The following is a 25,105-nucleotide window of genomic DNA, read 5'->3' as shown; positions in this document are numbered from 1 at the left end:
GGAGGGTGTGACGCTCTCAACCTCGCGTGAGGTACGGCCGTGGCCCGGAATCGTCACGGGGCCGGCTTGCGCGTGCGAACCCCGCGGCGCGCGGAGGTCTTGTCGCCTGGCCCCTTGGGCGGGCGGCTCCCGGTCGGCGTGCCGCCCTTGCTCCGAACCGTGCTTTTGGGACCCGCGGGCTTCACCGGCTGTGGTGTCCGGGCACGCTTGGCCGCCGTCTTCGAACCCGTTTTGGAGGCCGCTGCCGTGGGAGGATCTGCCGGTTTCGCCTTTTTCCGCCCAGCCTTCGCGGTTCCGGACACAGTCGTTCCTTTGCTCGTCCCGTCCTTGGAAGTCGTGGATTTAACCGCGGGTTTCCTGGCCGCCGCGGCAGCTTTTCCGGGTCTGCGTCCTGGCCCCGCGACGGGTGTGACGCTCGTCTTCGCGCGCGGAGTGCCGCTGCTGAGCGTCCTTTCCAGCGACTTGATCAGGCGGGCTACGTCGTCCTTCCATGCCTCATGACGCAGGGTGAAGGCGTTGTTTCGAGCAAGCGCTCTCAACTCCTCCGGGAGCCTCTCGGCCGCGGGCATCGTTGCACCCCCCACCAGAACGGGGATGAGGCGTTTGCGCGTCTTCAACGCAGCAATCACTTCCATGCGCACGTAGTCGGCTTCGTTGCTCAGCCGCGAGTTTACCCAGCGTGGCCCGATCACCGCGAGTACGACCCTGGCCTTGAGCAGCGTGCTTGCGATCACACGCTCGAAGTCCACGCCCGGGTGCAGGTTGTCGACATCCACGAATACCGCACGAGAGCCGAAATGACTCTCCAGATTCTCGTGCAGCCGACCCGCGTAGCCTTCGCTGTCATTCCGCCGGTAACAAATGAAGATCTCAGCCATGAGGAATGCAGATGGGAGGTCCGCGGAACCGAAGAAGGGGATCGCAATCGTGGCCGGCCGATGACGAACCGTTCGGCCCGATCCGCTCCCCGAACAGCACTATGCGGACCATTCTTGCTGTCTCCGGCGATGCACCTCAATACTCGGGACGCAGGATCAGTTCGCCGGTGACTCCGCGCGAAGCTGGGCGACGGCGGCCTGGAGGCGGCTGAACACGGCCTCTTCTTCCGGCACCCGGAAGCGTGCGGTGCCGCCGGGCCCGCGAAGCTCGATCCGCGGTACGCGCAGCTGTCCCTGAAACTGGTTGCGCAGCGTAACGGGCAGGTCCAACAGCTTCATCTTCACCGCGTCCAGCGGTTCCATCACGGGCGCCTCGCCCGATCCCGCCGGCGCGCCCCTGTGCGGCACGAACCGCATCCCCGCCGCGCCCACGAACAGAACGCCGGGCACCGTCCTGCCCGCCGGCGTCACCCATCCACAGGCCAGTCGATAGCGGTATCGCCCGCCGTCCAGTTCTGGGTTCAGGGCCGGATCCGCCTGCGACCGGGATTTCGTGCGCCTTCGCCTCCCCTCCACAGCCGAGGCCACCAGCCCCATGAAGGTTCCGAAAAAGGCCCCCATGAGGATGGCGATTACGACTGCCTTGAACGCCGGCTCGCCCTGGTACAGTTCGCGGACCAGAACGAACACGCCGTACAGTGCACCCGACAGAAATCCGCCGCGCCGCGCTCCGGGCGCGTCCGCCTCGTACGGAGAGCGCGGGGCGAGCGTTTCCATGGCCGCGGGGCCGTGTGCGTGGGCTTCGGTGGTCATCATGGCGCGACTGGCTTTTTTACGGAGGTGTCGAGGGGCGATTCTCCGGCGGGGCGGGGCCCCCGAGGGATCGATGCGCGGCGTGCACCGGGTGGGCTGGGCGGCCCGGGCGACGGCGGCGCGGTGCGGCCTCCACCCTCAGCCCATCTGCTGTACGCACTGTGCGGATCGCGCCGCGCACGTGTTACTTCCAGATGCCCAGCAACTGGCGGACAAGGATGAGCTGGCCGACGTGGTACGCGGTGTGGTCCACCACCAGCAGCAGCTCGCGCAGAATGGTCTGCCCGCTGCCGTGCGGAATGGGCGCGTACAGGTCCGTGGCCGGATCGGCGGCGAGCTGCTTGAGCGTGGCGCGGTCGGCTCGGTAGGCGGCGGCGGACTCCTCCCACGATTGCGGCGAGGGCGGCGCGGCGGACGCGGGCCAGTAGTCGTCCGGCCAAGCCATTTCCTGGTAGCCCGGATCGCGGCAGAAATCCAGAATGTCGCGCTGGGTGATGCGCAGGTGCTCCAGCAGCTCCCACGCGGAGTGCGGCAGCCCGGCCGGGCGCGTGCCCTGGTGCTCCGCCGGAACGCCGTCGACCGCGGCGTCAAAGGTGGCGTGCGCGTCCTGCCAGTCCAGCTGGCGCGCCAGAAGGTCGCGGAGCGATTCGTCTGCCGTCATGCGTGGTTCCCCGGTTCGTGTGGAGGGTCAGCGGCAGACGGGCGCCGCGTCCATGCGTTCGTCGCGGCCCATCCGCGCCACCTCAAGATACTGCACCCGCGCCGGCTCCGTGGGCGCCAGCGTGATCCACACCCGCAGGTCGCCGTCCCTGCACCGCATGCGCCAGCTTCCCCGCAGCGCGTTTTCCGCCAGCAGCGGGCCCTCGTTGCGGCACTGTCCCCCGGCCTCGCGCACCAGCCGGTCCATCGCCGTGCGGCGGCGGTCCCGGGGTTCATCCCGGTACAGGTTCATGGCCGCCAAGCTGTCGGCCAGGGGCTCGCTCCACCCCGTAATCAGCCGCGACACCTGGTCTTGCCGGTGGACGAGAACCGGCGCGGGCCGGGGCACGCGCGGCTCCAGACTGCCGGTGCGCGCCATCCTCTGCAGCGCCTGGTCGGTGACGCCGCCCCAGCCGGTGTAGGTGAGGTTGCCCATCGCCACGATCCCCACGCCATACTCGGGCAGCCACCGCATGAGCGATCCGTAGCCCGGAAGCCCGCCACTGTGCGAAACTACCGTCCGGTACACGCACGTCTGCCGGATGCCCAGGCCGTACCCGTAGCCGCCCGCGCTGAGCGTCACCGTTCCCGCCACGGAGTCGCGCACGGCCGCAGCGCCGCCGAAACGCGCCACCTGCTGCATTTCGCGCAGCGAAGAGCGGCGCAGCGGACCCGTTTCTGCCCCGTCGCGCGCCGGCCACGCGTCCATCATGAAGCCCACTCAGCGGGAAAGATCGCTCACGGAGGTCAGCATGCCGCCCATGGGCCCGAACGCGCCGTCGGGCAGCGCGGGCTCCTCGATCCACTCGCCGTCGCGCAGCCGGTAGCCGCGGGCCAGGCGGCTGGCGGGGACGGCGGAGGCCTCCAGCGTGGTGGAGTTCATTCCCAGCGGCCGCAGCACGTGTTCGGTGATGTACCGCGGATACGCCATTCCCGACACGTTCGCCACGATCCGCCCCAGGATGGCGAACCCGAAGTTGGAGTACTCGTAGCTGGTGCCCGGCGCTGTCGAGAACGGGATGCCGGCGCGCATCATAGCCGACATTTCCTCATCCGTGGCGGCAAGCTGCTGGTCGCCCCACGGGTTGTCCTCGGGAAAGCCGGCCGAGTGGGACAGCAGGTGGCGGATGGTGATGGGCGGCGCATCGCCCGTGGCACGCAGCGAGGCGAGTTCCGGCACGTAGCGCTCGGCCGGGTCGTCCAGCGAAAGCAGCCCCGCGTCGCGCAATTGCAGGATGGCGACGGCGGTGAAGCTCTTGGTCATCGACGCGATGCGGAAGACGCTGGCCGTGTCTACCGGCGCGCGCGACGGCACCTCGCGCACCCCCGCGGTGCCCACGTGCGTGAGCCGTCCATCGATCACGATCCCGTACGCGATCCCCGGCACCCGCGACCGCTCGGCGAACGCGGCCATCAGGCTGTCGATCGCGGGAAACGCGGAACTCAGCTGTTCCAGGCGCCGCGGGTTGGCGAACGCCGCGGGTTCCGCCCTGCTGCTCAGCGCGGCCGATTGCGCGTTCGCCGCGGCGGGCGCGAGGGCGATGGATGCGCATAGCGCGGCGAGGAGGGTGCGGGTCGTCGTCGACATTCGGATTCCGCCGCGGCAGGAGGATGCGCGAGAGGTGGGCGCAGCAACGTGGCTGATCGCAGGCTGGCGGGAAAGCACCTCCGCGCACCGGGTTCTGATCAGGGATCGGGGGCGGTGCACTCCGGCGGGTTGGCCGCGGTGGATGCGGCGCACGCGGCAAAGAGCCGGGCGTCGCGCAGCAGCGACGGCAGTTCCTGGTCGTACGCCGACATGTCCTCTCCCGTCACGGGGCGCTGGGTGCGCACGCGCCGGATCAGCCGTCCCCCATCGAAGTAGAACCGATGATCCACGGTCGCGACCACCCGGCCGCTCATTGGCATGTCGTACCGCTGCACAACCGTGTGGATAAAGAAGATGCGGCCGTCGGTGAAATAGAAGTCCTCCGTGCCTCGCCACGTTTCGCCGTACAACTGCGCCGTGAGCTTGCGAAGCTCCCGCCCCGCAAAGAAGCCGTGCAGCACGCCGCCCTCGAGCGAAAAGTTCTCCACATCGTGCGTGGTCCGGCGCATTCCCGGCGCCTCACGCTCAATGCGCGCGTATTGCTGGCGGATGGATGCGATCGCGGCCGGCGATCCGCTCGTGGCGCTTGGCTCCTGCGCAATGCAGGGCCGCGCCGCCGCACTCGCGCAAGCCGCCATCAGCAGCACACGGCGGAGCGTGCGTGGAATGCTCGGAAGCCGGTACATGGTCTCGCTTTCTCGGTAGAAAGAGGTGCCGCACTGGCGCTGCTTCCATCCGTCGCCCGCCAACAGACAGCCTGACGCAGAGCCGCGGAAAAGGCAGCTCAGGCGCTCTGGACCGCGACCCAGATTTCGACGGTGCCGGAACCCGTTTCTGGATCGAACCGCTCGTCATACCGCTCAAAATCCGGCCTGTGCGCGGACTGATACCCCGAGCGCGGAAGCCAGTCATTCCAGATCGAGCCCCAGGTGTCTCCCAGCTTGGAAACGCCTCCCTCGTGCGTAAAGACGGCGTACCGCTGCCTGGTGATGCGCATGCGGCCGTACTCGGGCGGAACGTCTTGCAGGCTATCCACTTCCACGGCGCACATGTACTCCATCGAACGCTCCTCCATGTTCGCCCCGCAGATGACGCCGTAGCTGGCCGTGCCTTGACGCCCCGGCGGCGGCCCCATCCGCCGGAACTCCTCCCATTGCATCGGGATGTCACGCGACGTGGCGGTAAACGCATGCACGCGGCGCAGCCCGGCCAGCAGCATCGCGCGGCCGTCCTCCATGCGGGTTGGTTCGATGGATGTCATCTCTCGTGCGTGTGATTGCGTTCGTCTTGCCGGGACCGCCGTGCGTCCGGTGTCGCATCCGGATGATGATGCCCATCGGACGCGGGTCCCGCAATCGCGCCCACCACTCGTGCCCGCTGAGGCGGCTACTGTGCCGGGCCCGGCAGTTCCTTGTAGTAGCGCAGGGTGTCGGGCCCGTAGCCCGCGCGCTCGTAGACGGCGCGCGCCCGATGGTTATCCGCGAACACGTTCAGGGTCATGAAACGGTGACCCTGCGCCGCGGACCACGACTCCACCGCGGCCAGCAGCGCGCGCCCCACGCCCTGCCCCTCGCCGGACTGGGCCACGGCGATGATGGAGAGGTGGCCGTGCGTCTCGCCGGTGAAGTAATCCGTCGCCGCGTGCGCGTACGCCACCCCCGCCGGCGCGCCCGCCAGGTCCGCGATCAGCAGCACGGCGTCGGGCTTCGGCTCGTCGAGGGCGCGCGCCAGCGTCTCGCGCTCGGCCCGGTCCAGCGCCTCGGCGGGCCGCAGCGGCGGCTCTCCGAACGACCGCAGCCGTGGCACCACGTCCCGCATGAACTTCCGGTCGGCCGCGGTGGCCGCGCGTACTTGGATGGTCAACTCAACATCTCCGTGTCTGGCGGATACTGAACGGAACGACGTAGGGCTCCAGGTCCCTGCAAACCACGTTCGCTGGCGGATTCAGCCGCTCGCCGTCCAGATGCGATGCATCCGCGCCGGGGGGGATGCGGGGAGTAGTCGCGGGAGCGGGGCCCGCATAGCTTCCCGACAGAGACGCGCCTTTTCCAGGGCGCACGCAAGAACATCAGGACCGCGCGACAACGATGGTGCTCAGACCTCCGCGGCATCTGGGGATGCCGGATGCCAACCGCGACGTGGACCCGTTGCGGTACGAGATTCTTCAGGAACAGACGGCGGTGCTGGCGCGGCTGGGGACTGCGCTTCACGATGCGCTGCAGAGGCTGGAAAGGTTCGATGCCGCGGCCCCGCCCAACACCGAGCCCGCCACGCCCGTACGCGACCTGCTGGTAGGCGCCGCGGGCGAGGCGCTGTGGTACTACGTGGTGCAGCGCGAGGTGCTCGGCTTTGGCGTGAGCGACAACCTGCTGCGCGACCTGCGGGTTCCGCGCGAGGTGCAGCTGCGCATGGGCCTGAACCGCGCGCCTCGCAAGCCGTAGCGGGCGAGCCGCTTAGCCACGCCCGCGGAGCACGCGGCGCAGCACCCGCACCCACACCGACCAGCGCGCGCCCGCGGGCTTCATCCCCACGCTGCGTTCGGCACGATCGAGCGCATCTTCGATCAGCGCGTCGTGCAGCGGGCGAAAGACGAGCGGCCAGCTCAGCAGCGCCGGACCCGTCGTGCGCATTTCCAGCACGTGGCGCAGAACGGTACGGCCGCCGCCCGCGTCCTCCACCTCGAAGCCGTGCGTCCCCAGGAATCCGCGAGGAGCCGTAAAGCGGCAGCGGATGCCGCGGCCCGGCGCGTACGCCTCGATTACGTAGCGTACGGGCCCATGGCCGCCCACGGCGCCCGCGCCCAGCGGACGGTCGAAGCGCAGCTGTGGCCACCTCTCTTCCGGCCACAGGCGGTCTCCCCGCTGCGCCAGCCCGTCGATCAGCGCGCCGACCTGCGTCCCGGATGCATCCAGCGTGCGCTGATGGACGTTCCGTACCTTCATGCGCTCGTCTCCCGCGAGGGGTGGATCGCGCGGACCGGACCTCAGCCGGGCTACGGCCGGTTCTTTTCCGCCGGGAACAGCTCGCGCAGCACGCCCGGAGCGGACGAGCGGTAGATGTTGTCGTGCCGCAGGTCCGGCCGGGGCTCAAACCGAAGCGTCACCCCGGCGGGTGCCATCGTCCGCAGCAATCCCGCGAGCCGCGCCGTGGCGGGAACGATGTCCTCCACCTCGTTGGCCGACGACAGGTAGAGCGTCCGCTCCGCGGCGGGAGTGGTGCGGAGCCGGACGCCCGCGTTGCGTACCAGTTCGTCGCTGTTCCACCACAGGCTGGGGCTGAGGGCGATGTACGTGCGAAACAGTTCCGGCCGCGCGAAGAACGTTTCCACCACGAACAGCCCGGCCAGCGACTCGCCGATGATCGCCCGCTCGTTCGACACGTTGAAGCGGCGCCCGATCTCCGGGATCAGTTCGTCGCCGATGAAGGCGCGGAACGCGGCGGATCCTCCCACACGTGGCGCGATCTGTCTGTCGCTCTCCACCGTGGTGGGGCCGGTCATGTCGCGCCGGCGCTCCGTGTTCTCGATGCCCACCACGTACATGGGCCGCAGTTCGCCTGCGCGGATGCCCGCGTCCACCGTCGCGGCCACGTGCGGAAAATCCTCCTGTTCGCCGCCGTCCGGCATGTAGAGGACGGGGAGCGGCGCCGCGCCCACGGTGCTCGAACCTGGCGGCATGTACACGTTGATGCGCCGCGTCTCGTTCAGCGCGGCGGAGTGCAGGGTGAACGTCTCGTGCGGCGGCATCGGCTCCTGGGCGGCGGCGGGCAGATACGCGCCACAGGCGGCAAACGCGGCCACGATGAGCACTCTGGCCGGCGGAATCATTCGGATCACGATGGTTCTGTCGATGCGTGCGGGGCGGGAAAGGAGATCATCCGGCGGGCAGAACCCGCTGCCGGCGTCGGGTTCGCGCCGGGAACGGGTCCGCGGGGCCGATGGCGGTCAGGATGAAGGCACGCGCGTGGCGGAAAAGTCGCACAGCGGCAGCCAGTTCTCGCCATCGTCCGAACGGTCCCAGTGCTCGTCCAGCCGCTGCCCGTCCTCGGAAAACTCGATCGTCGCGCGCTCCCACGGCCCGGTAAGCGTCCAGCGCCGTCCATCCACCGTGACGGCGTAGTCGCGCGCGTAGCCCAGGTTGTCGTAGAACGTCGCGGAATACGACTGGTCCGCCGGATCCACCCGGAACACGCCCATCCCGCGGTGCGGGCTTTCGCCGTACCTGCGGTCGAAGCGGTAGACCAGAAAAAAGCCGCCGGGCAGCCATTCGTACGTTTCCCGCCCTGTCAGGTCCGACGGCATGAACGTCCTGCCCGCCGCGTCCCACGATCCCACGAACATCTCCAGCCGCTCGTGAGCCGCGCCGCGCCGGGGAGGCCCGCCCGCATCCGTGGTGACGATGATGTCCGGTTCGGTATGGTCGGTCATGCGCTTCCTTGTCGCGGTGAGTCGGCCCCTGGCCGTGGGTGGCGGACGCGGCGGCTGGCCGGGTCCAGCCCAGCATGGACCGTGACACCACGCCGCGCGGCAGTGGGGCGTCGGTTGATGAGTAGCCCCGCGCGGGCGCTCGCGCCAGACGCGGACCGTGGCGCAAAGCGTGGGGGCCGGGCGATGCACCCGCCCGGCCCCCGAGGACACGCGATCAATCCGTTGCGGACACGCCCGAGCCGTGTCTACGCCACCGATGCGCGGGCGTACTGGGCGGCGCCGAAGAGGGCGGCGTGCTGCTCCAGGATCACGTGGACGGGAATCCGGCGGATCAGGTCCGACATCGGGCCCTTGTGGCGGAAAGCGGCAAGGAACGCCCCGCCGCGCAGCACCGGGAGCATCTGCCGGGGCAGCACGCCGCCCACGAACAGGCCGGCGGTGGGAAGCGTGCGCAGCGCCATGTTTCCGCATTCCGCGCCCAGAATCGCCGCGAATACCTCCAGCGCCTGCCTGCATACCGCGCACGAAGGCTCCGTCCCGCCCGCCGCCGCGATGATCGCCGCCGCGGGATCAGCGGCGGCGGCAATGGATTGGGCGAGCCACGACGGCTCCGGCTCGACGGCGCGGCTGCGCAGAAAGCGGTAGATGTTGTGAATGCCGCCGGATGAGCATACCCGCTCGTAGCTTACGTGCCCTGTTTCCGCGCGCAGAAACGCCAGCAGTCCCTCCTGCAGTTCGCCGTTGGGCGCGAAGTCCGCGTGCCCGCCCTCCGACGCCAGCGCGACCCGCTGCTCGCCCTGGGCAATCAGCATCGCCTGTCCCAATCCCGCCTCCGCCGAGATGACGGCGCGCGAACCGTTGGGATCCGCCACACCCATCTGCAGTGTCGCAAACTGGTTGGGGGCAAGGTGGGGAAGCGCCCGCGCGGTCGCCTGAAGATCATTCACCAGCGTCAGCCGTGGAATCGACAGCGATTCGCGAAGCCGCCGCTGGTCCACGTGTCGCTTGGACGAAGGAAACCAGACCTGCTCGTCCACCACGGGGCCGGCGACGCTGAAGCAGGCGCCCGCTACACGCACCCCCATCTCGCGCAGAAACGCGGTGACGATCTCTTCCACCGCCGTGCCGCCGCTGTCCGCGAGGCTGGTTTCCTGGAGGTCGGTGAGGGTCGTGCCGTCCGTGGACGCAAGCCCGAGCACCATCCGCGCGGAGCCGATGTCGCCGACGAGTAGAAACTGGTTCATGTGGGTCTGAAAAGGGAAGGGTGCAGCGTGGGTGGGACGGCAGGGAACCGCGCTGCCCCCGCAGCGGTGTGCGCGGCGCTGGCGTCAACCGGTGGCGGGGCAGGGCGCCGGGCCTCGGAGATGGATAAACATCCGGCACCATGAGTAACGATGCGCAGGGCCGCGCGCCAGATGGCGGTCCGTGTCGCCAACCGTGAAAACGCCGCACGCCGCGCGCGGGCGCGTACGGTCCCTGCATGGCGCCGAAGGAGAGAGTGCCGATTCCGAGCCCGTGAATGGAATGAAGACCGATCGACTGCATCCCGCGTTGCGGGAGATCATTCGCGTCGCGCCGGCGCGGCTGGCGTGGGGCGCGGGGCTGCGCGCCGCGGCGGCCATCATGGTGCCGCTGATTCTGGGACGCGCCTTTGGGATTCCGGGGATGGCGTGGGCCGCGCTGGGCGGCTTCAACGCGGCCCTGGTGGACAAGGACGGCAGCTATTCCGGCCGGGCGTGGCACCTGGCCGTGGTTTCGTTCGCCTCCGCGCTGGCGGCGGCGACCGCGGCGCTGCTGGGGCACGCGCCCGTTGCCGCCATCGCCGGGATGGCCGTGTGGACCGCCTGCGCGGCCCTGGGCCGGGCCTGGGGGCGAACCGGGCAGGACGCGGGCACCATCAGCTCCGTCACCTTTGCCGTCTCGCTCGCGACCGCGGCCACGCCCGAAGCCGCGCTCATGCGGGCTGTGTGGCTGCTGGCGGGTTCGGGATGGGCGGCGCTGATCGGGCTGCTGCTGTGGCCCGTGCGGCGGCTGCGGCCGGCGCAGCGTGCGGTGGGGCAGTGCTACGACGCGCTGGGCGCCATGGCGCGGGAGGTGGCGGAGCTTGCCCGCGCCGGTACGGAAGGCGCCACGGGCCGGGCGCACTTCGACGGGGTGCGCACCGCGCTGGAGGCCGCGTGGCGCACCCTTCCCGCCGACCGCCGCCCCGGCGGCCGCTCGACGGAGGAAGAGGTGCTTCTGCTGCACCTGCACGGCGCCGACCAGGCGCTGGGCTCCCTTGCCGCCTATGCCGACGCGGTGGGCGACGTGCCCCCGGGCCCCCTGCGCGACGCCGCCGCGGATGAGGCGGCGAGCCTGGCCGCCTTCTTTGACGCGGCCGGCGCGCGGCTGATGACGGGCCGCGGCGCCGTGCCGCATCCCGAGCCGTCGCGCATGTCCGCGCTGCGGGATGATGCGCCGGAAGCTCGTCACCTTTTGCGCCTTGCGTGGCGCGTCCGCGAGTTCGCCGACGCAGCGCACGAGGCGCTGGAAGGCCGCCTTCCGCCGCTCCCCGCGGCCGTCGCGGCACGCCCCTCCACTGCCGAGGGCTGGCTGGCTCCGCTGCGCGGGCACCTGTCGCTGCACTCCGTCCTTTTGCGTCACGCACTGCGCGCGGGGATCGTGGCCGCGGCGGCGGTCGCGGTGGCGTACGCGCTGCGTCTGGAGCACGGCTACTGGGTCACGGCGACGGCGCTCATCACCCTACAGCCGCAGCGGGGAACCACGCTGGTAAAGGGGCTGCAGCGAATGGGCGGCACCGCGCTGGGCGCCACGCTGGCCATCGCCATCCCGCACCTGACCACGGATCCGCACGTGCAGGTGGGCATCCTGGGTGCGCTGGCGGTGTGCACGGTGGCGATGCTGCCGGTCAATTATCTCGCCTATACCTTTCTGATTACGCCAACGTTCGTACTGCTGGCGGAGATGCAGGCGGGGCTCTGGAACCTGTCGTTCACGCGGGTGATCGACACGCTCATCGGCGGGGTAATCGCGCTGGCGGGCGCGCACCTGCTGTGGGCGCCCCCGGAGCGGCGGCGGTTTCCGGAGCACGCGGCCGCCGCGGCGGAGACCGCGCGCGACTACCTGCTGGCGTGTCTGGCGTGGCCACGCGTGGCGGGAGAGGTGGTGGCTGCGCGGCGGCGCGCGGCGGGGCTGATGCTGATGGAACTGTCTGCGTCGCTGGACCGGACGCGGCTGGAAACGGGGCGCGGGACGGACCTGGAGCCGGCGGAAACCATCAGCCTGTACCTGCGCCGGCTGGTCACCGCCTCATCCGCCGCGGCGGCCCACGACTCCAGCGCGCAAGCCGCGACGTTTGGTACCCGGGCGGCGGACGCGCTCTCGGAACTGAGCGCCGCGCTCACCGCGGGCCGCGAACCGCCGGAGATCGGACCGCTGCTGGAAGCGCCGCCGGAAGATGCGGATGCGCGCTTTCGCCTGGAGCGTCTGGAGCGCCCCATCCGCGTACTTCACGACGCGGCCGGTCGTCTGTCCGAGGCGGCGCGGTCGCGGTGAGGTAAACGGAGCGGGAAGAGGAGGTCAGCGGCGGCAGGCGCAAATGCCGGCGGGGTGCGGCGGAAGCGGGGGAGGAGGGCGGCGCGGGCGGATGTAGGCGAAGGGCGGATGTCGGCGCGTATCGCGGGCCTCGGGAGCGGATGAATCCGCCCCCTGCGCGAATAATCCCGGCATATCGCCTACGCGCGACATGCCGGGATTTCAACTTCGCGGGGGATTACGACCGAGCCGCGGACCCAGTCCGCGCAGGCGGATTCGTGTATTTCCAGCAGCGGTTTCGACCGCCGACGGATGATCCCCACGCGCACCAGACTCTCGTTTCGCGCCGAACTGGGGTGTGCTCCCTCTCCCACATCTGTTCGTGGGAGAGGGTCGACGTGCGCAGCACGCGGGGTGAGGGCGCCCGGATCACCGCGCGAGCTCGAGCCGGTCCAGAAACGTCTCTCCCGCGGCGGAAAAGGTTACGACTCGCGTGTCCCGCTCGCGATGCGCGTACCGCAGCGCCAGAAGGCGGTCCAGGATCGCGGCCCCGAGCGATCCGGCCAGGTGCGTGCGCCGTTCACTCCAATCCAGACACGACCGGCACACCTTCCGCCGCGTCGCGCCCAGCGTTGCCCGGTCGATGCCCACGCGGTCGCACCACTCCGCGCCGCCCTCCGTCATCCGCATCCCGTCATCCGCCCCGCTGATGATTTCGCGCGCCCGCAGCGCGTCCAGCAGGCGCACACCTGCTTCTCCCGCAAGGTGATCGTAGCACACGCGGGCAAACCGCAGCTTCTCGTCGCGGGGGCCGGGGCGGGTGCGCGCGGCGCGCGGCGCGATGTTCATCAACCCCTCGATGGCGGCGGCGATGGACGGGTCGGGGATGCGGAAATAGCGGTGCCGGCCCTGTCTGGCGATGGACACCAGCCGCCCGGCCGTGAGGCGGGAAAGGTGGCTGCTCGCGGTGGATGCCGTGACGCCGGCTTCCAGCGCGAGCTCCGTCGCGGTGTGCGCGCGGCCGTCCATCAGCACGGTGAGCATGGTGGCGCGCGTGGGATCGGCCACGAGCGCGGCGATGGATGCAATGTCGGGTGTGTCGGGCATACTTCGATGATGGGCGAAGCATGGCCGGCGCGCAACCCTTATCATCCACCCCGTCTCAATGCCCCTTACCTGACGGGAGATGGATGATGAACAGCGAGCACGCCTACGCCGCACGGGTGGTCTGGGAGGGCAACACGGGTGAGGGTACCGCCCGGTATACCGGCTACGGCCGCGAGTACCACGTGGAGATCGGCGGCAAGCCGGAACTGCGCGGATCGGCTGATCCCGCCTTTCGCGGCGACGCGGCGCTGCACAACCCCGAGGACCTGTTCCTGGCCTCCATCTCCGCCTGCCACATGCTGTTCTACCTCGCGCTCTGCGCGCGCAGGGGCATCCGCGTCACGAGCTACGAGGATGATGCGCAGGGGACCATGCGCGTGGATGCCGGCGGCGGCCGGTTCGAGGAGGTCACGCTGCGTCCTATGGTGACCATCGATGGCGGGAACGATGTGGAACTCGCGCTGCGCATACACGACGAGGCGCACGCGTCGTGCTTCATCGCCAACTCCTGCGCCTTTCCCATCCGGCGCGCGCCCACGGTCCGCACCCGCTGAACGACGGCGCGGCACAACCCATTGAACGAGCGAACGATGATGATGGATCTGACGATCGAACTGGATGACCGGCCGGGTGCGCTGGCCGAGATGGGCGACGCCCTGGGCCGCGCCGGGATCAGCGTGGAGGGCGGCGGCGCGTGGGTGGTCGGCGGGCGTGGCGTGGCGCACTTCCTTATCGCCAACGGAGAGGCAGCGCGCGTGGCGCTGGAAGCGGAGGGGATTCGCGTCACCGCCGTACGTGAGGTCCTGGTGCAGCGGCTGAACCAGGAGCAGCCGGGACAGCTGGGCCGAATCACCCGCGCGATGGCGGAAGCGGGCGTAAACATCGAGGTCCTGTACAGCGACCACGACAACCAGCTGATCCTCGTGGTGGATGACGTGGCGACCGGCCTCGCCGTTTCCGAGGCGTGGACGCGCGAGCAGCGCGAGGCCACCGCGCGTCCGTCCCCCGCCTGATCGCGGCCACTCTGTATCCGCAAATCTTCACGGACGCGGATGGCGGGATCGGGTTGGATCGCCAACCCGATCCCGCCTACCCGGCCACGTGTGGAATCCATTCGCGGATCAGGGCCGCAAAGGCGGATCGCTTCGCCTGGACGTCGTCCATGTCGCGAAACGTGACGGCCCCGCGATCGTCCGCCAGCCACTGCACCAGCGACTCCGGATCGGCGATCTGGGCGCGCGGGGCAAAGCCCGCCCGCTTCTTCGCCCCGAAGTGCAGGATGATCTGAACGCCCGTCTTTGCCCGGAGATGAGTGGTGGCGAACCAGTCCGCGGTGCGGTAGCTGGGCGCGTTCCACTTGATGCCGTCCGTGATCCCCGCGTCCGCGCCGAGAATGATCTCCCGCAGCGCGGCGATCTCCGCCCTGTGCGGATGCTCGGTCGTGGCGAGAAACGCATCGACCTCGTCCGCCGCGGGTGCGGCGGCGGGCTTGGCGCGGGTTGGTTTTGCGGGCATCTGCTCTCTGGAGGGGAGGATCGGGAGGTGCGGCGAACTGTGCCGTGCGTGTCGCCATCCGGGATGCGGGACCATCCGGATCAAAGCTATCCGTCCATCCCGCCGAAGTCGACGTAGGGCGCCACCGCGGCGGCCAGGCGCTCGACCAGCGCGTCATCCATGTACTCGTGGTCATCGGGGACGTGCAGCGTAACCACTTGCCGGCCCGCGAGTTCGTCGCGGTACTTCGCTTCCAGCCGGCGGAGGTGCTTCTTCTCCATCACAAAGATCAGGTCCGCCCACCCGATGTGCCCGGCGGTTACCCGGATGCGCGCGCCGGGCTCGGTGCCCACCGACCGCACCTCGTGCCCGTTCTCGCCATCAAACACCTTTTCTGCCGTCAGGCTGCGCTGCCGGTTCCTGCTGCAGACGAAGAGAACGTTCACGTCGACGGGGTTCCGGGTCGGGGGAGAAGCGCCGCGGAGGACCAGCGCTCCGCCACGGCGCGCGAGCATAACCACTCCGTCCGGGATCTACAACCGTTTCCGAAAACAGAGCCTCCACGATCGCCCTGATTTGTTCTAAGGTGTTACGGCTCAATGTGATCGAATCCAGAATCGATCGGGACGCCTGATTCTGCTCCTTCCAAGGAAAATGTGCCGATGTGGCGTGATCTGCGAGTCTGAAATTTTCTTCTTGGAAGTCCGGAGGGTACCGTTTAATATGTCGTCAAACGAAGTACAATTCATCCACATTGTTCGGGAGGACGCCACATGAGAGCACGATCACTGTTGGTTCTGGCCGCCACCCTCGGCGCCGCCGCCTGCCAGAGCGACGCCATCCCTTCCGCCACGCCCGCCATGACCGAACCCGTGCAGGAGGAGCTTCTTACGCTGGTCACCGCGCCGCCGCTCAACAGCGTTCAGCAGCGCCGCCTGTCGGTGGTTCGTGAGCGGGGCAGCTCTGCCCAGGTGAACGTGGCGCGGGTGCAGGCCGCCCCCGCCCAGCGGCTGAACCGCAAGTCCGCCCTGCGCTTTCAGGTGGCGCCCGGAATCAGCGTGGTGGCGGACGGGGAAAACTTCGTTCAGCGCGCACCCGGCGACGTGTCGTGGTCGGGCGCCGTGCGCGGCGGGGTGGGCCGGGTGCAGCTGGTGATGGTGGATGGCGCCGTGACCGGCACCATCACGGTGGACCGCACCACCTGGAGCGTGGCGCCGCTGGGCGACGGCCTGCATTCCGTCACCCGCATCGACCAGAACGGCCTGCCGCCGGAGCACGCCCCCGACAATCCCAGCGGCGCGCTGCGCGACGATTTCGGCGGTGCGCTGCAGGCCCGGGTGCCCGCGGGCGGCGGCACGGTCGGCGCGCTGGCCAACACCACCATCAACGTGGCGGTGGTCTACACGGCGTCGGTCCTGGCGGCCGCGCCCAACATCGCCAGCCTGATTCAGCTGGCCGTGGATGAAACCAACCAGTCGTACGTCAACAGCGGCATCAACATCACCTTCAATCGCGTGTACACCGGCCCGGTCACGTACAACGAGGCCAGCCGCAGCTTTACGCAGCACACCAACGCCCTCGCGCTGACCGCCGACGGGCTGATGGACAACGTGCACACCCTGCGCAACACCTATGCGGCCGACGTGGTGCTGCTGGTAGTGAACGACAGCGAGGCGTGCGGGCAGGCCGCGGCGATCAACGCGACCGCCACGTCGGCGTTCGCGGTGGCGGATTACACCTGCATCACCGGCTACTACTCGTTCGGGCACGAGATCGGCCACCTGCAGGGCGCGCGTCATGACCGCTACGTGGACGCCAGCACCTCGCCGTACAGCTACGGCCATGGATTCATCCCGGCCAGCAAGACGTGGCGCACGGTGATGTCGTACGGCAACAACTGCAGCAACTGCACGCGCATCCAGTACTGGAGCAATCCGCTCAAGACCTATGGCGGCGTGGCGATGGGCACCGCGCTGTACGAAGACAACGCGCGAGTGCTCAACCTGACCGCACCCACGGTGGCGGCTTTCCGCTAGGCGCGACGAAAAAGAGGATGGGGCCGGTGTGGCCCCATCCTCCTCCCCGGTGAGCTGGAATCGCCCGCCGTCGTCGATGTGCATGATCCGCAGATCGGGAGAGATGCCGGCGTAAAGCGCGCCGTCTCCTCCGCCTGGTCGGCGAACCCCGGGCACGGCGCATCCGCCGGGTGATTCGGTTCCTCCGCCGGGCAGGGGTGGGCGTCCGCTACTTGTAGCTGCGCGCGTCGGCGGCCAGCTGGCTGTCAGGGAACAGCAGGTCGATGGCGCGGATGGCCACCTGCATGCCGTTGGCGCCGTTGGTGAGAATCACGGCCCCGTCGTGCGTCTCCGCGAAGTAGAAGGCCAGGGTGCTTTCGCCCCAGTCGGCGCCGGAGTGCATCCGCACGGTTTCGCCGGGGAACTCCATGATCTCCCATCCCAGCCCCATTCCCACACGCGGGCAGGGGGCGGCGCGTGTGCGGTCGCAGCGGGCGGTGGCTTCTTCGTTTACGACGTGCAGGGAATCGCGCTGCGCGGCGAACGCGGCGGGGAGGCCGTCGCGGTTCATGACGGCCACGAGAAACGCGGCGTAGTCGCCGGCGGTCGTGTACAGGTCGTCGGAGGCGAGGGCGGAATCCTGGATGGCGGGATCGCGGTACCGGCCTTCGCGCCCGTAGGGACTGGCGATGCGCCCCGCGAACCAGGGCTGCCGCGTGTAGGTGGTGCGGTTCATCCCCAGCGGGCCGAAGACGTACTGGCTGGCCAGGGATTCCCAGTCCGTGCCCAGCTTTCGCTGCGCAAACCGGCGGGCGTATTCGTATCCCTCGCCGGAGTAGCCCAGCACGGTGCCCGGATCGCGGTTGAAGGCGAGCGTGCCCCCGGGGGTCTGGAAGCGCCAGTTGGGAAAGCCCGTGCGGTGGCTGAGCGCAATGCGCGGCGTGAGGCGCTGGTGGCGCGGGTCGGCGGCGACGTCGGGGTCCACCCAGGAGCCGGCGAGCGGCTCATCCAGCGAAACCCGCCCGGCGGCGGCCAGCCGCAGCATGGTTTCCGCCGAGACGGGCTTGGCGAGCGAGGCCACGTTGTACAGCGTCTGGGCGGTGGCCGGCACGCCCTCCGACTGCTCGCCGTAGACCCGCGTCCACAGCACGCGGCCGCCGCGGATGTAGGCGATGGACACGCTGGGCACGTGGTGCTCGGCCAGCCAGAGCGGCGCGTTCCGGTCCAGGGTGGCGGCGAGCGGTGACGCGGTTTCGGCCGTGGATGGAGCGGGGAAGGGAACCGCGATGGTGGATGGACGTGGGGCGCAGGCGGCCAGGAGCAGCGGCAGAAGGAGCAAGCCGCGGCGGATCGCGGTCATGGGGGATGCCTCGTCATCAATGGTGGATTGCGCGGATGATGGGCATCCGCGCGCGATCCACGGTTGAACGCGGCGATGCCGGAGCTGGTTTCACGCGGGCCGCTCCGGCCGGCTCCCTCCCTTGCCGCGGGAGTGCGCGAGGACGGAACGCGGCGTCAGCTCCCTTCCACCAGCTGCCACCGGCCGTGCACCGTGGCGCTGACGCGCAGCACCGGGCCTACCACCACGGTGCTGCCCGGGGCACCTCCGGCATCCTCCGCCGTGACCGCCTCCAGGTGGAGCACGTCGTAGGGCACGGACCGGGGAGCGGCGCCGTTGCCGTCCGTGCTGAGCCGAAGCGTGCGGCCCACCCGCCCGCCCCCGGCCAGCGCGATCGCTTCGGCGTTGCGCCGGGCTCGCTGGGTGGCCAGGCGGATGGCCTCGCGCTGCTCGTTTTCGGTGTTGGTGGCGGAGAACGTGACGTCGGAGATGTCGGTGATCCCCGCCGCGAGCGCCGCGTCGATGACCGCGCCCACCCGGCGCAGATCGCGGATGCGCACCTGCAGCGACTCCGAAACCCGGAACGTCGTGTCCGATACGGTGGAATCACTCCGGTGCCCGCCGCCGCGGCCGTCCTCGACCCAGCGGGGGACGGAGCGGTTGGCGACGATCGCCTCCACGCGGCCTCGCCACCAGTACCAGGTGCTGGCGCTGATGACGGAATCCGCGGGAATGCCCAGCGGGCGCAGCATGCGCCGCAGGCTGTCGGCCGCGAGCGCGGTGTTGCGTCCGGCCTCGGCCGGGGTGCGCCCCACCCGGCCAAAGCGGAGCGTAACCAGGGCCAGGTCGGCGCGCACCGGCTGCTCGGCGCTCGCGGAGCTTACGATTTCCGGCACTCCGGCCAGGGTCTCCGCCTCCTGCGCGGAGGCTGCCGTGGCGGTCCCGGCGAGTGCCAGGGTGAGCATCAGGAGCGGGCGGACGAGCAGGCGCATTGGATCGTCGGGCGTGGATGTGGATGGGGGACGCGGGCAAATCGTGTGTCGATCAGGTCGTCACGGGTCATCGGGGCCGAGGCCACGGGCAGGCGGGTTCAGGGCACCCACCGGCCGCCGATGCGGAACGAGGTGACGGATGGCCAGGAATCTTCCGGACACGCGACCTTGAACCAAGCCACCAGATAGGCGCCGTCGTGCACGGCGGCTTCGCGGGTTTCGCCGCGCCACTGCACGCGCACGGCGTCGCAGCCGGCGGGCGCCTCGTCCCAGACGGTAAGCACGCCGAGGTCGCGCTCCGGATCGGTGGACATCCAGCCATCGCCGTTGCCGCTGTTTCCGTCGCGCCAGCCGTCCGCTTCGCGCTGCGCCGTGCCGCCGTACAGGTAGCTGAACCCGTCGGAGCCGGTGTCGATGACGACGTACGCGTCATCCCCATCCACCGCCATGGCCACCACGCGGCAGTGCCGGGCGGAAAACCCGCTCATCGCGGCTTCCTGCGGTGTGGCGAACGTGGGCTGAGTCATGGGATTGAATGGAGGGCGGAACGTTTCCGGAGCCGTTCGCGGAACCGGCGGCGGATGCGGTTGGAGCGGGAGTTTCGCGCGGCTCGTGGCGGCTATCGATCCACCGGGACCCACGAAGCGTGCACCTCGCCCGAGGCAAGGACGTCGGCGGTGTGGTCCAGCGTCACGAACCGGTAGTGGATGACCTCAGGCAGTTCCACGTCCAGAATCTGGGAGTCCGAGAACGAGGCGAGCCACCGCGAATCATGCACTTTCAACACGGGAAACGCGTATCTCTCCCACGGGGGCGAAAGCCGCGGCACCGGCCCGTGCTGCTCGTACTGCCAGGGATGGACGAACTCCTCGTGCGACATGCAGGCAAAGACGCGCTCGCGGAACTCCAGTCTGAGGTCCAGACGGGCTGCGCTCCGCACGGCGGAGAACTCGAGGCTGACAGTGAACGCGGCCGCGGCCGTATTCATGACGACGTTGCCGGCCGGTGTGGTGATTGGTCCCGCCGGCTCCCACGGTTCGTAGCGCTCGATCAACCCGCACCTGCGGGAGTGGGGCGTTCCGCCGGATCGGCCGCGGCGGACGGTGCCGTGGCCGGAGCGTTTGTCGCCAGGATGTACGCGCGCCGTGTGGGCGCTTCCACGTCGGGGTAGGCGCTTCGCTCGGTGACCTGCTCCACCGTGAAGCCGGCCTGGCGCAGGTAGCCCGTCATCTCTCCCACGCTGAAGAACACGAAGTCCAGGCGCACGGGCTGGCCCCACCACTCGTCCATGTGCCGCGTTTCGCTCCCCGCGTGAAAGCCGATGAAGAGCGGCGCGCCCGGCCGCAGCACGCGCGCCAGTTCCCGCAGCGCGCGCACCACCACGGGCCGGGGCAGGTGGATGAGCGAGTAGTACGCGACCGCGCCGGCCCACGCGCCCTTCTCCGCGTCCAGGGCGGTGACGTCGCCCACGCGGAACGGCACGTCAGGGTGCAGCGCCCGCGCCTGGTCGACCATCCCCGGCGACAGGTCCAGCCCGCTGGCCTCAACGCCGCGGTCGGCCAGGTAGCGCGTCACGTGGCCGGGCCCGCACCCCGCGTCCACCACGGGGCCGGCACCGCGCACCCGCCCGGCGAACGCGTCCAGCAGCGTGCGGTCCAGCGGCTTGTGCGCCAGTTCGCCGGCGATGCGGCGCGCGTACTCTTCCGCCACGCGGTCGTAGCTGGCGCGCACGTCCTCGCGCGAGGGCGCGTGATCCGCGGGTATCGTCGTCATGCAGTCCTCATCCGCCGTGCGGAATCGTAGAAAAGGGCGTTCCCGCGGGTCAGCGGGCGACCAGGGAGGGGCCAGGCGGAACGGCTGCGCCCCCAGGTTTCGCGCGACGGCGAGGGAAAACGCAGCTGCGGCGGCCACGAGAAGCGTAGGAGCATGGGGCGGGGTGGGAGCGGGCGGGATGGTCCTGCGTGTACGAATAACGCTTGTTGCGGGGCAGAGCAAACATTCGCGCGCTGTCGGGAATCGAGCGTGCGGATGTGCTACGATCCTGCGTTTCAGACGGGGAGAAAAGGGTGCTCAGGACGACAGATCATCCGGCTCCCACGCACCCGGTCCGGGACGATGCTGTCACTGCGTCGGGAGGATGACCGGCGTGGGAGCGTGCGGTTGATGACCTGCATCCTGCGAGATGCGCTTCAGTGGATGGAGAGCGCCAGGGAGCCGGCCTGTCCCACGGTTCCCGCCAGCCCCGCGTAATCGGCGATGGTGGGATGCGGAGTCCGGAACGAATGCGCGTGCGTCGCGGTCACCACCACGACGGCGGCGCCCGCGGCTTCGGCGGCGGCGATGCCGGCGGCCGTGTCTTCAAAGACGAGGCATTCCGCGGGGTGCACGCCCAGCAGTCTGGCCGCGAGCAGAAAGCAGTCGGGCGCCGGCTTGCCGTGCTCCACGTCCTCCGCGGTCACCATCAGCGGGGGGATGGGCAGGCCGGCCGCCTGAAGCCGCCGTTCCGCCAGGGCGCGCGGCGCGGAGGTGACGATGGCCCAGCGCCCGGCCGGCAGCCCGGCCAGAAAGCCGGCCGCGGACGGGATCGCCTCGATGCCGCGCACCTCCGCGATTTCGGCCAGGGTGATCGCCTCCGCCTCGGCGACGGCGTCCACGCCGGGCAGGTTCAGGCGGCGCACCGTTTCCACCGCGCGCACGCCGTGAATGGTGGGAAGGAACGCCTCCACGTCCAGCCCGTGCCCGCGCGCCCACGCCGCCCACACGCGCTCCGCGGCGGCGATGGACGTCAGGATGGTGCCATCCATATCGAACAGAAAGGCCGCAAACTCGCGGCCGGGAAAGATCGAATCCGGCAAATCCGGGCTCCGTTTTCGTGTATCCGGTAAGAACCCCGCGCGGCGGCGGGGCGAATGGTTCGCGCGCCGCTTTCCGCCGTCCGTGCTCGTCCGCGTGACGGAAGCCGGCCGCGTCAGGCCCCGCGCCGCGCCTGGCGGGCCTGTTCGCGCAGCATGTACAGGTACATGCCTTCCACCTTTTCGCGCGCCCACGGCGTCTTGCGCAGGAACTTGAGGCTGGAGGGCACGCTGGGGTCGCTGGTGAAGCAGCGGATGGCGATGCGCTCGCCCATGGTGGCCCAGCCGAAGTGCGCCACCAGTTCCGTCAGCATGCGCTCCAGCGTTATACCGTGCAGCGGGTTCTTCGGCTGTTCCTGCGGTGTCGTCATCAGTTTGTGTAGCGGCTCTGAAGCAGGCGCCAAGGCGTGTGGAGAGCGGATTAGCCGGATCGGCATAGGGACCGCCTGATTTCCATCACCAGAGCGGCCAAGTCATCCGCACGGCGTGGCCGAGGAAAGGTAGGCCAGCACCGCTGAGGATGCCAATCCGCCTCCTCTTCCCACGCGGATCAGTGCCGGGGCGTCGTCCAGCCGGGGCGCGGCGCGGGCGTGTGGGGCGGGCCGGCCACCAGCAGGTCGGCGATCAGCCCGGTGGCGAACGCGTACACCGCCTTGTGCGTCAGGTCGATCACCTGCTCGTCCACCGGCCACGTCCAGGGCGGCGCGCCCACGCCGGTGGCGTTTTCCAGCGCCTGGTCGTTGATCAGCCGCAGGTTCAGAAAGATGAACGATCCCACAGGCCCGCGGAAGCCTCGCTCGGCCATCACGCCGCGCACCGCGCCCATCAGAATGCCCTGTCCCCAGTGCATCGTCCAGTTCATCCCCAGACGCCGCGAATCCGGGCGCCGCGGCCTGCCCAGAAGCCGCTCCAGCGTGTGCGCGGGCACGTACGAATCCGGACGCCGGGTAAACCGCTGCTCCAGCTTTTCTCCCAGCGTCATGGCGGCCACGCCCGCCGCCCCCGCCAGCATGCCGCGTACGGCTGCACTCGTGCTCACCCTCGCCTCCTCTGCTCGTTTCCGGTCACGCGCGAGCGGGGCGGGGCGGGCAAGCACGGGGCCGCCCGCGCATGCAGGCGCGCATGGAGGCCGGTCCGTGGATCAGCCGATGGCGCCGTACGCCGTTGTCCAGAAGTCCGTGGAGATCCGCGTGGGCTCCGGCGAGTCCACCAGGCGTTGCGTGAGGAGGATGCCGATCAGCCCCTCCGCCGGGTCCGCGTACGCCGAAGTCCCGTAGCCGCCGTCCCACCCGAACCGGCCCGGGGTGCGATGGAGGTCGGTGCGCCGCACGTCTACCGCCATCCCGAACGCCCAGCTGCTCGACGCTCCAAAGAAGATTTCCGCCCCGGCGCGCTCCCCGGGCGCCACGTGATCCGCCGTCATCAGCGCGACCGTGGCGGGCGACAGGATCTGCTCGTTCCCGTGCCGTCCCCGGTTCAGGAGCATGCGCTGAAAGGCGAAGCAGTCGTCCACGGTGGATACCAGGCCGCCCGCGCCGGTCTGGAACGCGGGCTCGTCAGCCCACGCGCTGCGCTCCTCGCTGTCGAACGGGACGAGCGCGCCCGCCTCCCGGTCGAAGCAGTAGAAGCCCGCCAGGCGCGGCAGCTTGTCCGCCGGGACGTGAAAGGCGGTGTCGTCCATCCCCAGCGGGCCGAAAAGCCGGTCGCGCAGGAACGCGCCGAGCGTCTGTCCGCTGACGCGGGCGATCAGCGCGCCGAGCACGTCCATGCTCACGTGGTACATCCACCGCTCGCCGGGCTGGGCCATAAGCGGCAGGGAGCCCAGCGCGCGCAGCCATTCGTCCATCGGCGGCGCGTCCGACGGGAGCGGCGGGCGGTCTCCGCCGATGCGCAGGTCGCGGATGCGCGCCTGGATGGGGTACGTGTCCGGCATCGCCATCACGCTGCCGAACCCCATGCGCGAGGTGAGCAGGTCGCGCAGGGTGATGGACCGGGTGGCGGGGACGGTGTCGTCCAGCGGCGAGGCGAGGGAGCGCAGCACGCGCCGGCCCGCAAGCTCGGGGAGCCACGGGTAGATGGCGTCGTCCAGCCGGATGCGGCACTCCTCCACCAGGATCATGGCCGCGGCGGCGGTGACCGGCTTGGTGAGCGAGGCGATGCGGAAGATCGTATCCCGCCGCATGGGCGCGGAAAGGTGCAGCGACTGCCTGCCCAGCACCTCCACGTGCACGTCGCCGCCCCGGCTGACGAGGGCCACCAGGCCCGGCATCTCTCCGCGTTCCACGTGTCCGGAAAGGACCTCGTGCATGCGGCGCAGGCGCGGCTTCACCAGCCCGCCGCCGCTCACGGCTCCCTCCGCGGTTCCCCGGCGGACAGGTAGCGCTCCAGGCTGGCGAGCAGGTCGTGCGTGCCGCGCACGCGCTGGGTGCAGTCCGCGTCGTGGTCCAGAAACACGCCGGTTTCCGACAGCACCAGCGTGGTTCCCGTCCCCGCGGCGCGCAGTTGCAGCGTGGCGAGCGAGGCGGAGATGCAGCGGCCGTCCAGCGACATGGCGTAGCTCCAGATGATGCGCTGGTCCCGGACGATGTCGTGATAGGTAGTGTCGTTGCGGTGGATGACGCCGCCCGGCGGGCCGCCGCGCCACACCTCGGTGCCACCCGCGCGAAAGTCCATGCGGTGTTCCACCACCTCCCACCCCTCCACGCAGCCGAACCACTGCGCCTTGGCGCCGCGGTCCGCGAACGCCCGGAACACGCGCGCGGGCGGCGCCGGGTAGAACCGCTCGATGACGAACGAGTCGTGCACCAGCCGGGGGTCGGGAGGGGGGATGGCGGTCATGATCGGTGGCGCGAGGTGGTATGGTTAAGTGGATGATTAACTATTGCGGCGCACCCGGGCGGCCGTCAAGGCACGGGCTCGCGCGGTCAGGACTTGCCGCGGCCGATAAGGCGCTTCCACGCCGCGGCCAGCCGGGAAGGGGGCGCGGGCGGCGGTGGGGGCGGGTCCGCCAGGCTCGGCCACATCTCCTCCATGCGGCGGCGAAAGGCCAGGCAGGTGCCGCAGGTTTCCGCGTGGGCGTCGCGCCGGCGGATGTGCTCCACCTGGTCGCTGAGCCGGTCCGGCATGGGCTGCTTTTCCCACGCCGTGTTCCACGGGCACTCGGGGACTCCGGCGGCCTCCATCCACTCGTTGTCCGCCAGGAACAGCTTGACGTCGCGGGCCTGCCGGAGCGGGATGAGGTCACCGCCGGCGGCTTCCCACGCGCGGATCTCGTCTTCCGTGACCGCCAGGTCGTACGCCATTTCCCGGACGGTCCTGCCGAGCGTTTCGCGCGCGGCGGCGAGCTGGGCGCCGGTCATCATCGCGTC

At 70.1% G+C, this 25,105-nt stretch carries 31 protein-coding genes; 5 read left to right on the top strand and 26 right to left on the bottom strand.

Annotation, left to right across the window (positions count from 1 at the left end; genetic code table 11):
* Positions 1 to 53: 53 nt before the first annotated feature.
* The 8 genes from HNQ61_RS02590 to HNQ61_RS02555 form a co-directional block, all read right to left on the bottom strand.
* Positions 54 to 878: a toll/interleukin-1 receptor domain-containing protein gene (locus tag HNQ61_RS02590; RefSeq protein WP_170031389.1), complete on the bottom strand. Its 825-nt coding sequence runs from the start codon at positions 876 to 878 to the stop codon at positions 54 to 56.
* Positions 879 to 1,034: 156 nt separating this feature from the next.
* Positions 1,035 to 1,694 carry a hypothetical protein gene (locus HNQ61_RS02585; RefSeq protein ID WP_170031387.1) on the bottom strand — a complete coding sequence of 220 codons (660 nt, stop codon included), beginning with the start codon at positions 1,692 to 1,694 and terminating at the stop codon, positions 1,035 to 1,037.
* Positions 1,695 to 1,875: 181 nt separating this feature from the next.
* Positions 1,876 to 2,352, bottom strand: a complete 477-nt coding sequence (locus HNQ61_RS02580; protein ID WP_170031385.1) for a DinB family protein — start codon at positions 2,350 to 2,352, stop codon at positions 1,876 to 1,878.
* Between the two features lie 27 nt (positions 2,353 to 2,379).
* Positions 2,380 to 3,102 carry a serine hydrolase domain-containing protein gene (locus HNQ61_RS02575; protein ID WP_170031383.1) on the bottom strand — a complete coding sequence of 241 codons (723 nt, stop codon included), beginning with the start codon at positions 3,100 to 3,102 and terminating at the stop codon, positions 2,380 to 2,382.
* A gap of 9 nt (positions 3,103 to 3,111) precedes the next feature.
* A complete protein-coding gene (locus HNQ61_RS02570) occupies positions 3,112 to 3,978 on the bottom strand; it encodes a serine hydrolase domain-containing protein (RefSeq protein ID WP_170031381.1) in 867 nt (288 codons plus the stop codon).
* A 98-nt stretch (positions 3,979 to 4,076) separates the two neighbouring features.
* Positions 4,077 to 4,664 (bottom strand): hypothetical protein, encoded by a 588-nt coding sequence (locus tag HNQ61_RS02565; RefSeq protein ID WP_170031379.1) that lies wholly within the window; start codon positions 4,662 to 4,664, stop codon positions 4,077 to 4,079.
* Between the two features lie 98 nt (positions 4,665 to 4,762).
* The gene (locus HNQ61_RS02560; RefSeq protein ID WP_221239642.1) at positions 4,763 to 5,215 is read right to left on the bottom strand and encodes a GyrI-like domain-containing protein; all 453 of its coding nucleotides are present in this window, start codon (positions 5,213 to 5,215) and stop codon (positions 4,763 to 4,765) included.
* Positions 5,216 to 5,364: 149 nt separating this feature from the next.
* The gene (locus HNQ61_RS02555) at positions 5,365 to 5,841 is read right to left on the bottom strand and encodes a GNAT family N-acetyltransferase (RefSeq protein ID WP_170031375.1); all 477 of its coding nucleotides are present in this window, start codon (positions 5,839 to 5,841) and stop codon (positions 5,365 to 5,367) included.
* A gap of 254 nt (positions 5,842 to 6,095) precedes the next feature.
* On the opposite strand from HNQ61_RS02555, the gene HNQ61_RS02550 reads away from it, so the two are divergent.
* Positions 6,096 to 6,419, top strand: coding sequence for a DUF6665 family protein (locus HNQ61_RS02550; RefSeq protein ID WP_170031373.1), 324 nt, complete (start codon positions 6,096 to 6,098; stop codon positions 6,417 to 6,419).
* Positions 6,420 to 6,431: 12 nt separating this feature from the next.
* Here the strand turns inward: HNQ61_RS02550 and HNQ61_RS02545 are convergent, their stop codons facing one another.
* From HNQ61_RS02545 to HNQ61_RS02530, 4 genes are all read right to left on the bottom strand, one after another.
* On the bottom strand, positions 6,432 to 6,920 hold the full coding sequence (locus HNQ61_RS02545) for an SRPBCC family protein (RefSeq protein WP_170031371.1): 489 nt from the start codon (positions 6,918 to 6,920) through the stop codon (positions 6,432 to 6,434).
* A gap of 50 nt (positions 6,921 to 6,970) precedes the next feature.
* Entirely contained in the window at positions 6,971 to 7,804 is an 834-nt protein-coding gene (locus tag HNQ61_RS02540) for an alpha/beta hydrolase (protein ID WP_170035844.1), read from the bottom strand.
* Positions 7,805 to 7,921: 117 nt separating this feature from the next.
* Positions 7,922 to 8,404 (bottom strand): DUF1579 family protein, encoded by a 483-nt coding sequence (locus HNQ61_RS02535; RefSeq protein ID WP_170031369.1) that lies wholly within the window; start codon positions 8,402 to 8,404, stop codon positions 7,922 to 7,924.
* A 245-nt stretch (positions 8,405 to 8,649) separates the two neighbouring features.
* On the bottom strand, positions 8,650 to 9,648 hold the full coding sequence (locus tag HNQ61_RS02530; protein ID WP_170031367.1) for a glucokinase: 999 nt from the start codon (positions 9,646 to 9,648) through the stop codon (positions 8,650 to 8,652).
* Positions 9,649 to 9,928: 280 nt separating this feature from the next.
* Here HNQ61_RS02530 and HNQ61_RS02525 point away from each other — a divergent pair, with 280 nt between their 5' ends.
* Positions 9,929 to 11,959, top strand: a complete 2,031-nt coding sequence (locus HNQ61_RS02525) for an FUSC family protein (protein ID WP_170031364.1) — start codon at positions 9,929 to 9,931, stop codon at positions 11,957 to 11,959.
* A gap of 408 nt (positions 11,960 to 12,367) precedes the next feature.
* Here the strand turns inward: HNQ61_RS02525 and HNQ61_RS02520 are convergent, their stop codons facing one another.
* Positions 12,368 to 13,045, bottom strand: a complete 678-nt coding sequence (locus tag HNQ61_RS02520; RefSeq protein WP_170031362.1) for an ArsR/SmtB family transcription factor — start codon at positions 13,043 to 13,045, stop codon at positions 12,368 to 12,370.
* An 83-nt stretch (positions 13,046 to 13,128) separates the two neighbouring features.
* Here HNQ61_RS02520 and HNQ61_RS02515 point away from each other — a divergent pair, with 83 nt between their 5' ends.
* Complete coding sequence (locus HNQ61_RS02515) at positions 13,129 to 13,599, top strand: OsmC family protein (protein ID WP_170031360.1); 471 nt, start codon at positions 13,129 to 13,131, stop codon at positions 13,597 to 13,599.
* Between the two features lie 39 nt (positions 13,600 to 13,638).
* On the top strand, positions 13,639 to 14,058 hold the full coding sequence (locus HNQ61_RS02510) for an amino acid-binding ACT domain-containing protein (protein WP_170035843.1): 420 nt from the start codon (positions 13,639 to 13,641) through the stop codon (positions 14,056 to 14,058).
* 76 nt (positions 14,059 to 14,134) lie between these two features.
* Here the strand turns inward: HNQ61_RS02510 and HNQ61_RS02505 are convergent, their stop codons facing one another.
* Together HNQ61_RS02505 and HNQ61_RS02500 are read right to left on the bottom strand one after the other, a co-directional pair.
* A complete protein-coding gene (locus HNQ61_RS02505; RefSeq protein WP_170031358.1) occupies positions 14,135 to 14,560 on the bottom strand; it encodes a DUF1801 domain-containing protein in 426 nt (141 codons plus the stop codon).
* An 86-nt stretch (positions 14,561 to 14,646) separates the two neighbouring features.
* The gene (locus tag HNQ61_RS02500) at positions 14,647 to 14,985 is read right to left on the bottom strand and encodes a low molecular weight protein tyrosine phosphatase family protein (RefSeq protein WP_170031356.1); all 339 of its coding nucleotides are present in this window, start codon (positions 14,983 to 14,985) and stop codon (positions 14,647 to 14,649) included.
* Between the two features lie 327 nt (positions 14,986 to 15,312).
* Between HNQ61_RS02500 and HNQ61_RS02495 the strand changes: the two genes are divergently transcribed.
* On the top strand, positions 15,313 to 16,575 hold the full coding sequence (locus HNQ61_RS02495; protein WP_170031354.1) for a M12 family metallo-peptidase: 1,263 nt from the start codon (positions 15,313 to 15,315) through the stop codon (positions 16,573 to 16,575).
* Between the two features lie 208 nt (positions 16,576 to 16,783).
* Here HNQ61_RS02495 and HNQ61_RS02490 read toward each other — a convergent pair whose 3' ends face one another.
* The 11 genes from HNQ61_RS02490 to HNQ61_RS02440 form a co-directional block, all read right to left on the bottom strand.
* Positions 16,784 to 17,914 (bottom strand): serine hydrolase domain-containing protein, encoded by a 1,131-nt coding sequence (locus tag HNQ61_RS02490; protein WP_170031352.1) that lies wholly within the window; start codon positions 17,912 to 17,914, stop codon positions 16,784 to 16,786.
* Positions 17,915 to 18,069: 155 nt separating this feature from the next.
* Positions 18,070 to 18,885 (bottom strand): SIMPL domain-containing protein, encoded by an 816-nt coding sequence (locus HNQ61_RS02485; protein WP_170031350.1) that lies wholly within the window; start codon positions 18,883 to 18,885, stop codon positions 18,070 to 18,072.
* Positions 18,886 to 18,983: 98 nt separating this feature from the next.
* Positions 18,984 to 19,412: a hypothetical protein gene (locus tag HNQ61_RS02480; protein WP_170031348.1), complete on the bottom strand. Its 429-nt coding sequence runs from the start codon at positions 19,410 to 19,412 to the stop codon at positions 18,984 to 18,986.
* Between the two features lie 92 nt (positions 19,413 to 19,504).
* Positions 19,505 to 19,873, bottom strand: a complete 369-nt coding sequence (locus HNQ61_RS02475; RefSeq protein WP_170031346.1) for a hypothetical protein — start codon at positions 19,871 to 19,873, stop codon at positions 19,505 to 19,507.
* A gap of 62 nt (positions 19,874 to 19,935) precedes the next feature.
* Positions 19,936 to 20,658, bottom strand: a complete 723-nt coding sequence (locus HNQ61_RS02470; RefSeq protein WP_170031344.1) for a class I SAM-dependent methyltransferase — start codon at positions 20,656 to 20,658, stop codon at positions 19,936 to 19,938.
* Between the two features lie 416 nt (positions 20,659 to 21,074).
* On the bottom strand, positions 21,075 to 21,740 hold the full coding sequence (locus HNQ61_RS02465) for an HAD-IA family hydrolase (RefSeq protein WP_205761129.1): 666 nt from the start codon (positions 21,738 to 21,740) through the stop codon (positions 21,075 to 21,077).
* 113 nt (positions 21,741 to 21,853) lie between these two features.
* Positions 21,854 to 22,108, bottom strand: a complete 255-nt coding sequence (locus tag HNQ61_RS02460; protein ID WP_170031342.1) for a VF530 family protein — start codon at positions 22,106 to 22,108, stop codon at positions 21,854 to 21,856.
* 179 nt (positions 22,109 to 22,287) lie between these two features.
* Positions 22,288 to 22,719, bottom strand: a complete 432-nt coding sequence (locus HNQ61_RS02455; protein WP_170035841.1) for a hypothetical protein — start codon at positions 22,717 to 22,719, stop codon at positions 22,288 to 22,290.
* 159 nt (positions 22,720 to 22,878) lie between these two features.
* Positions 22,879 to 24,084, bottom strand: a complete 1,206-nt coding sequence (locus HNQ61_RS02450) for a serine hydrolase (RefSeq protein ID WP_205761125.1) — start codon at positions 24,082 to 24,084, stop codon at positions 22,879 to 22,881.
* Positions 24,081 to 24,575 (bottom strand): SRPBCC family protein, encoded by a 495-nt coding sequence (locus HNQ61_RS02445; protein WP_170031340.1) that lies wholly within the window; start codon positions 24,573 to 24,575, stop codon positions 24,081 to 24,083. Before HNQ61_RS02445 ends, HNQ61_RS02450 begins: the two co-directional genes overlap by 4 nt.
* An 86-nt stretch (positions 24,576 to 24,661) precedes the next feature.
* Positions 24,662 to 25,099 carry a hypothetical protein gene (locus tag HNQ61_RS02440; RefSeq protein ID WP_170031338.1) on the bottom strand — a complete coding sequence of 146 codons (438 nt, stop codon included), beginning with the start codon at positions 25,097 to 25,099 and terminating at the stop codon, positions 24,662 to 24,664.
* Between the last annotated feature and the right edge of the window lie 6 nt (positions 25,100 to 25,105).

Origin of the sequence: Longimicrobium terrae (assembly GCF_014202995.1) — a bacterium.
In the GTDB taxonomy this organism is placed as follows: Bacteria; Gemmatimonadota; Gemmatimonadetes; order Longimicrobiales; family Longimicrobiaceae; genus Longimicrobium; species Longimicrobium terrae.
Note: the sequence above shows the minus strand (reverse complement) of the source record. Positions and strands in the feature narration are given on the sequence as shown.

What these genes read in the sequence shown, in the direction of transcription:
- HNQ61_RS02590 (WP_170031389.1), bottom strand. Translation starts at nt 878, where the DNA reads ATGGCTGAGATCTTCATTTGTTACCGGCGGAATGACAGCGAAGGCTAC.
- HNQ61_RS02585 (WP_170031387.1), bottom strand. Translation starts at nt 1,694, where the DNA reads ATGATGACCACCGAAGCCCACGCACACGGCCCCGCGGCCATGGAAACG.
- HNQ61_RS02580 (WP_170031385.1), bottom strand. Translation starts at nt 2,352, where the DNA reads ATGACGGCAGACGAATCGCTCCGCGACCTTCTGGCGCGCCAGCTGGAC.
- HNQ61_RS02575 (WP_170031383.1), bottom strand. Translation starts at nt 3,102, where the DNA reads ATGATGGACGCGTGGCCGGCGCGCGACGGGGCAGAAACGGGTCCGCTG.
- HNQ61_RS02570 (WP_170031381.1), bottom strand. Translation starts at nt 3,978, where the DNA reads ATGTCGACGACGACCCGCACCCTCCTCGCCGCGCTATGCGCATCCATC.
- HNQ61_RS02565 (WP_170031379.1), bottom strand. Translation starts at nt 4,664, where the DNA reads ATGTACCGGCTTCCGAGCATTCCACGCACGCTCCGCCGTGTGCTGCTG.
- HNQ61_RS02560 (WP_221239642.1), bottom strand. Translation starts at nt 5,215, where the DNA reads ATGGAGGACGGCCGCGCGATGCTGCTGGCCGGGCTGCGCCGCGTGCAT.
- HNQ61_RS02550 (WP_170031373.1), top strand. Translation starts at nt 6,096, where the DNA reads ATGCCGGATGCCAACCGCGACGTGGACCCGTTGCGGTACGAGATTCTT.
- HNQ61_RS02545 (WP_170031371.1), bottom strand. Translation starts at nt 6,920, where the DNA reads ATGAAGGTACGGAACGTCCATCAGCGCACGCTGGATGCATCCGGGACG.
- HNQ61_RS02540 (WP_170035844.1), bottom strand. Translation starts at nt 7,804, where the DNA reads ATGATTCCGCCGGCCAGAGTGCTCATCGTGGCCGCGTTTGCCGCCTGT.
- HNQ61_RS02535 (WP_170031369.1), bottom strand. Translation starts at nt 8,404, where the DNA reads ATGACCGACCATACCGAACCGGACATCATCGTCACCACGGATGCGGGC.
- HNQ61_RS02530 (WP_170031367.1), bottom strand. Translation starts at nt 9,648, where the DNA reads ATGAACCAGTTTCTACTCGTCGGCGACATCGGCTCCGCGCGGATGGTG.
- HNQ61_RS02525 (WP_170031364.1), top strand. Translation starts at nt 9,929, where the DNA reads ATGAAGACCGATCGACTGCATCCCGCGTTGCGGGAGATCATTCGCGTC.
- HNQ61_RS02520 (WP_170031362.1), bottom strand. Translation starts at nt 13,045, where the DNA reads ATGCCCGACACACCCGACATTGCATCCATCGCCGCGCTCGTGGCCGAT.
- HNQ61_RS02515 (WP_170031360.1), top strand. Translation starts at nt 13,129, where the DNA reads ATGATGAACAGCGAGCACGCCTACGCCGCACGGGTGGTCTGGGAGGGC.
- HNQ61_RS02510 (WP_170035843.1), top strand. Translation starts at nt 13,639, where the DNA reads ATGATGGATCTGACGATCGAACTGGATGACCGGCCGGGTGCGCTGGCC.
- HNQ61_RS02505 (WP_170031358.1), bottom strand. Translation starts at nt 14,560, where the DNA reads ATGCCCGCAAAACCAACCCGCGCCAAGCCCGCCGCCGCACCCGCGGCG.
- HNQ61_RS02495 (WP_170031354.1), top strand. Translation starts at nt 15,313, where the DNA reads ATGAGAGCACGATCACTGTTGGTTCTGGCCGCCACCCTCGGCGCCGCC.
- HNQ61_RS02490 (WP_170031352.1), bottom strand. Translation starts at nt 17,914, where the DNA reads ATGACCGCGATCCGCCGCGGCTTGCTCCTTCTGCCGCTGCTCCTGGCC.
- HNQ61_RS02485 (WP_170031350.1), bottom strand. Translation starts at nt 18,885, where the DNA reads ATGCGCCTGCTCGTCCGCCCGCTCCTGATGCTCACCCTGGCACTCGCC.
- HNQ61_RS02480 (WP_170031348.1), bottom strand. Translation starts at nt 19,412, where the DNA reads ATGACTCAGCCCACGTTCGCCACACCGCAGGAAGCCGCGATGAGCGGG.
- HNQ61_RS02475 (WP_170031346.1), bottom strand. Translation starts at nt 19,873, where the DNA reads ATGAATACGGCCGCGGCCGCGTTCACTGTCAGCCTCGAGTTCTCCGCC.
- HNQ61_RS02470 (WP_170031344.1), bottom strand. Translation starts at nt 20,658, where the DNA reads ATGACGACGATACCCGCGGATCACGCGCCCTCGCGCGAGGACGTGCGC.
- HNQ61_RS02460 (WP_170031342.1), bottom strand. Translation starts at nt 22,108, where the DNA reads ATGACGACACCGCAGGAACAGCCGAAGAACCCGCTGCACGGTATAACG.
- HNQ61_RS02455 (WP_170035841.1), bottom strand. Translation starts at nt 22,719, where the DNA reads ATGACGCTGGGAGAAAAGCTGGAGCAGCGGTTTACCCGGCGTCCGGAT.
- HNQ61_RS02445 (WP_170031340.1), bottom strand. Translation starts at nt 24,575, where the DNA reads ATGACCGCCATCCCCCCTCCCGACCCCCGGCTGGTGCACGACTCGTTC.
- HNQ61_RS02440 (WP_170031338.1), bottom strand. Translation starts at nt 25,099, where the DNA reads ATGATGACCGGCGCCCAGCTCGCCGCCGCGCGCGAAACGCTCGGCAGG.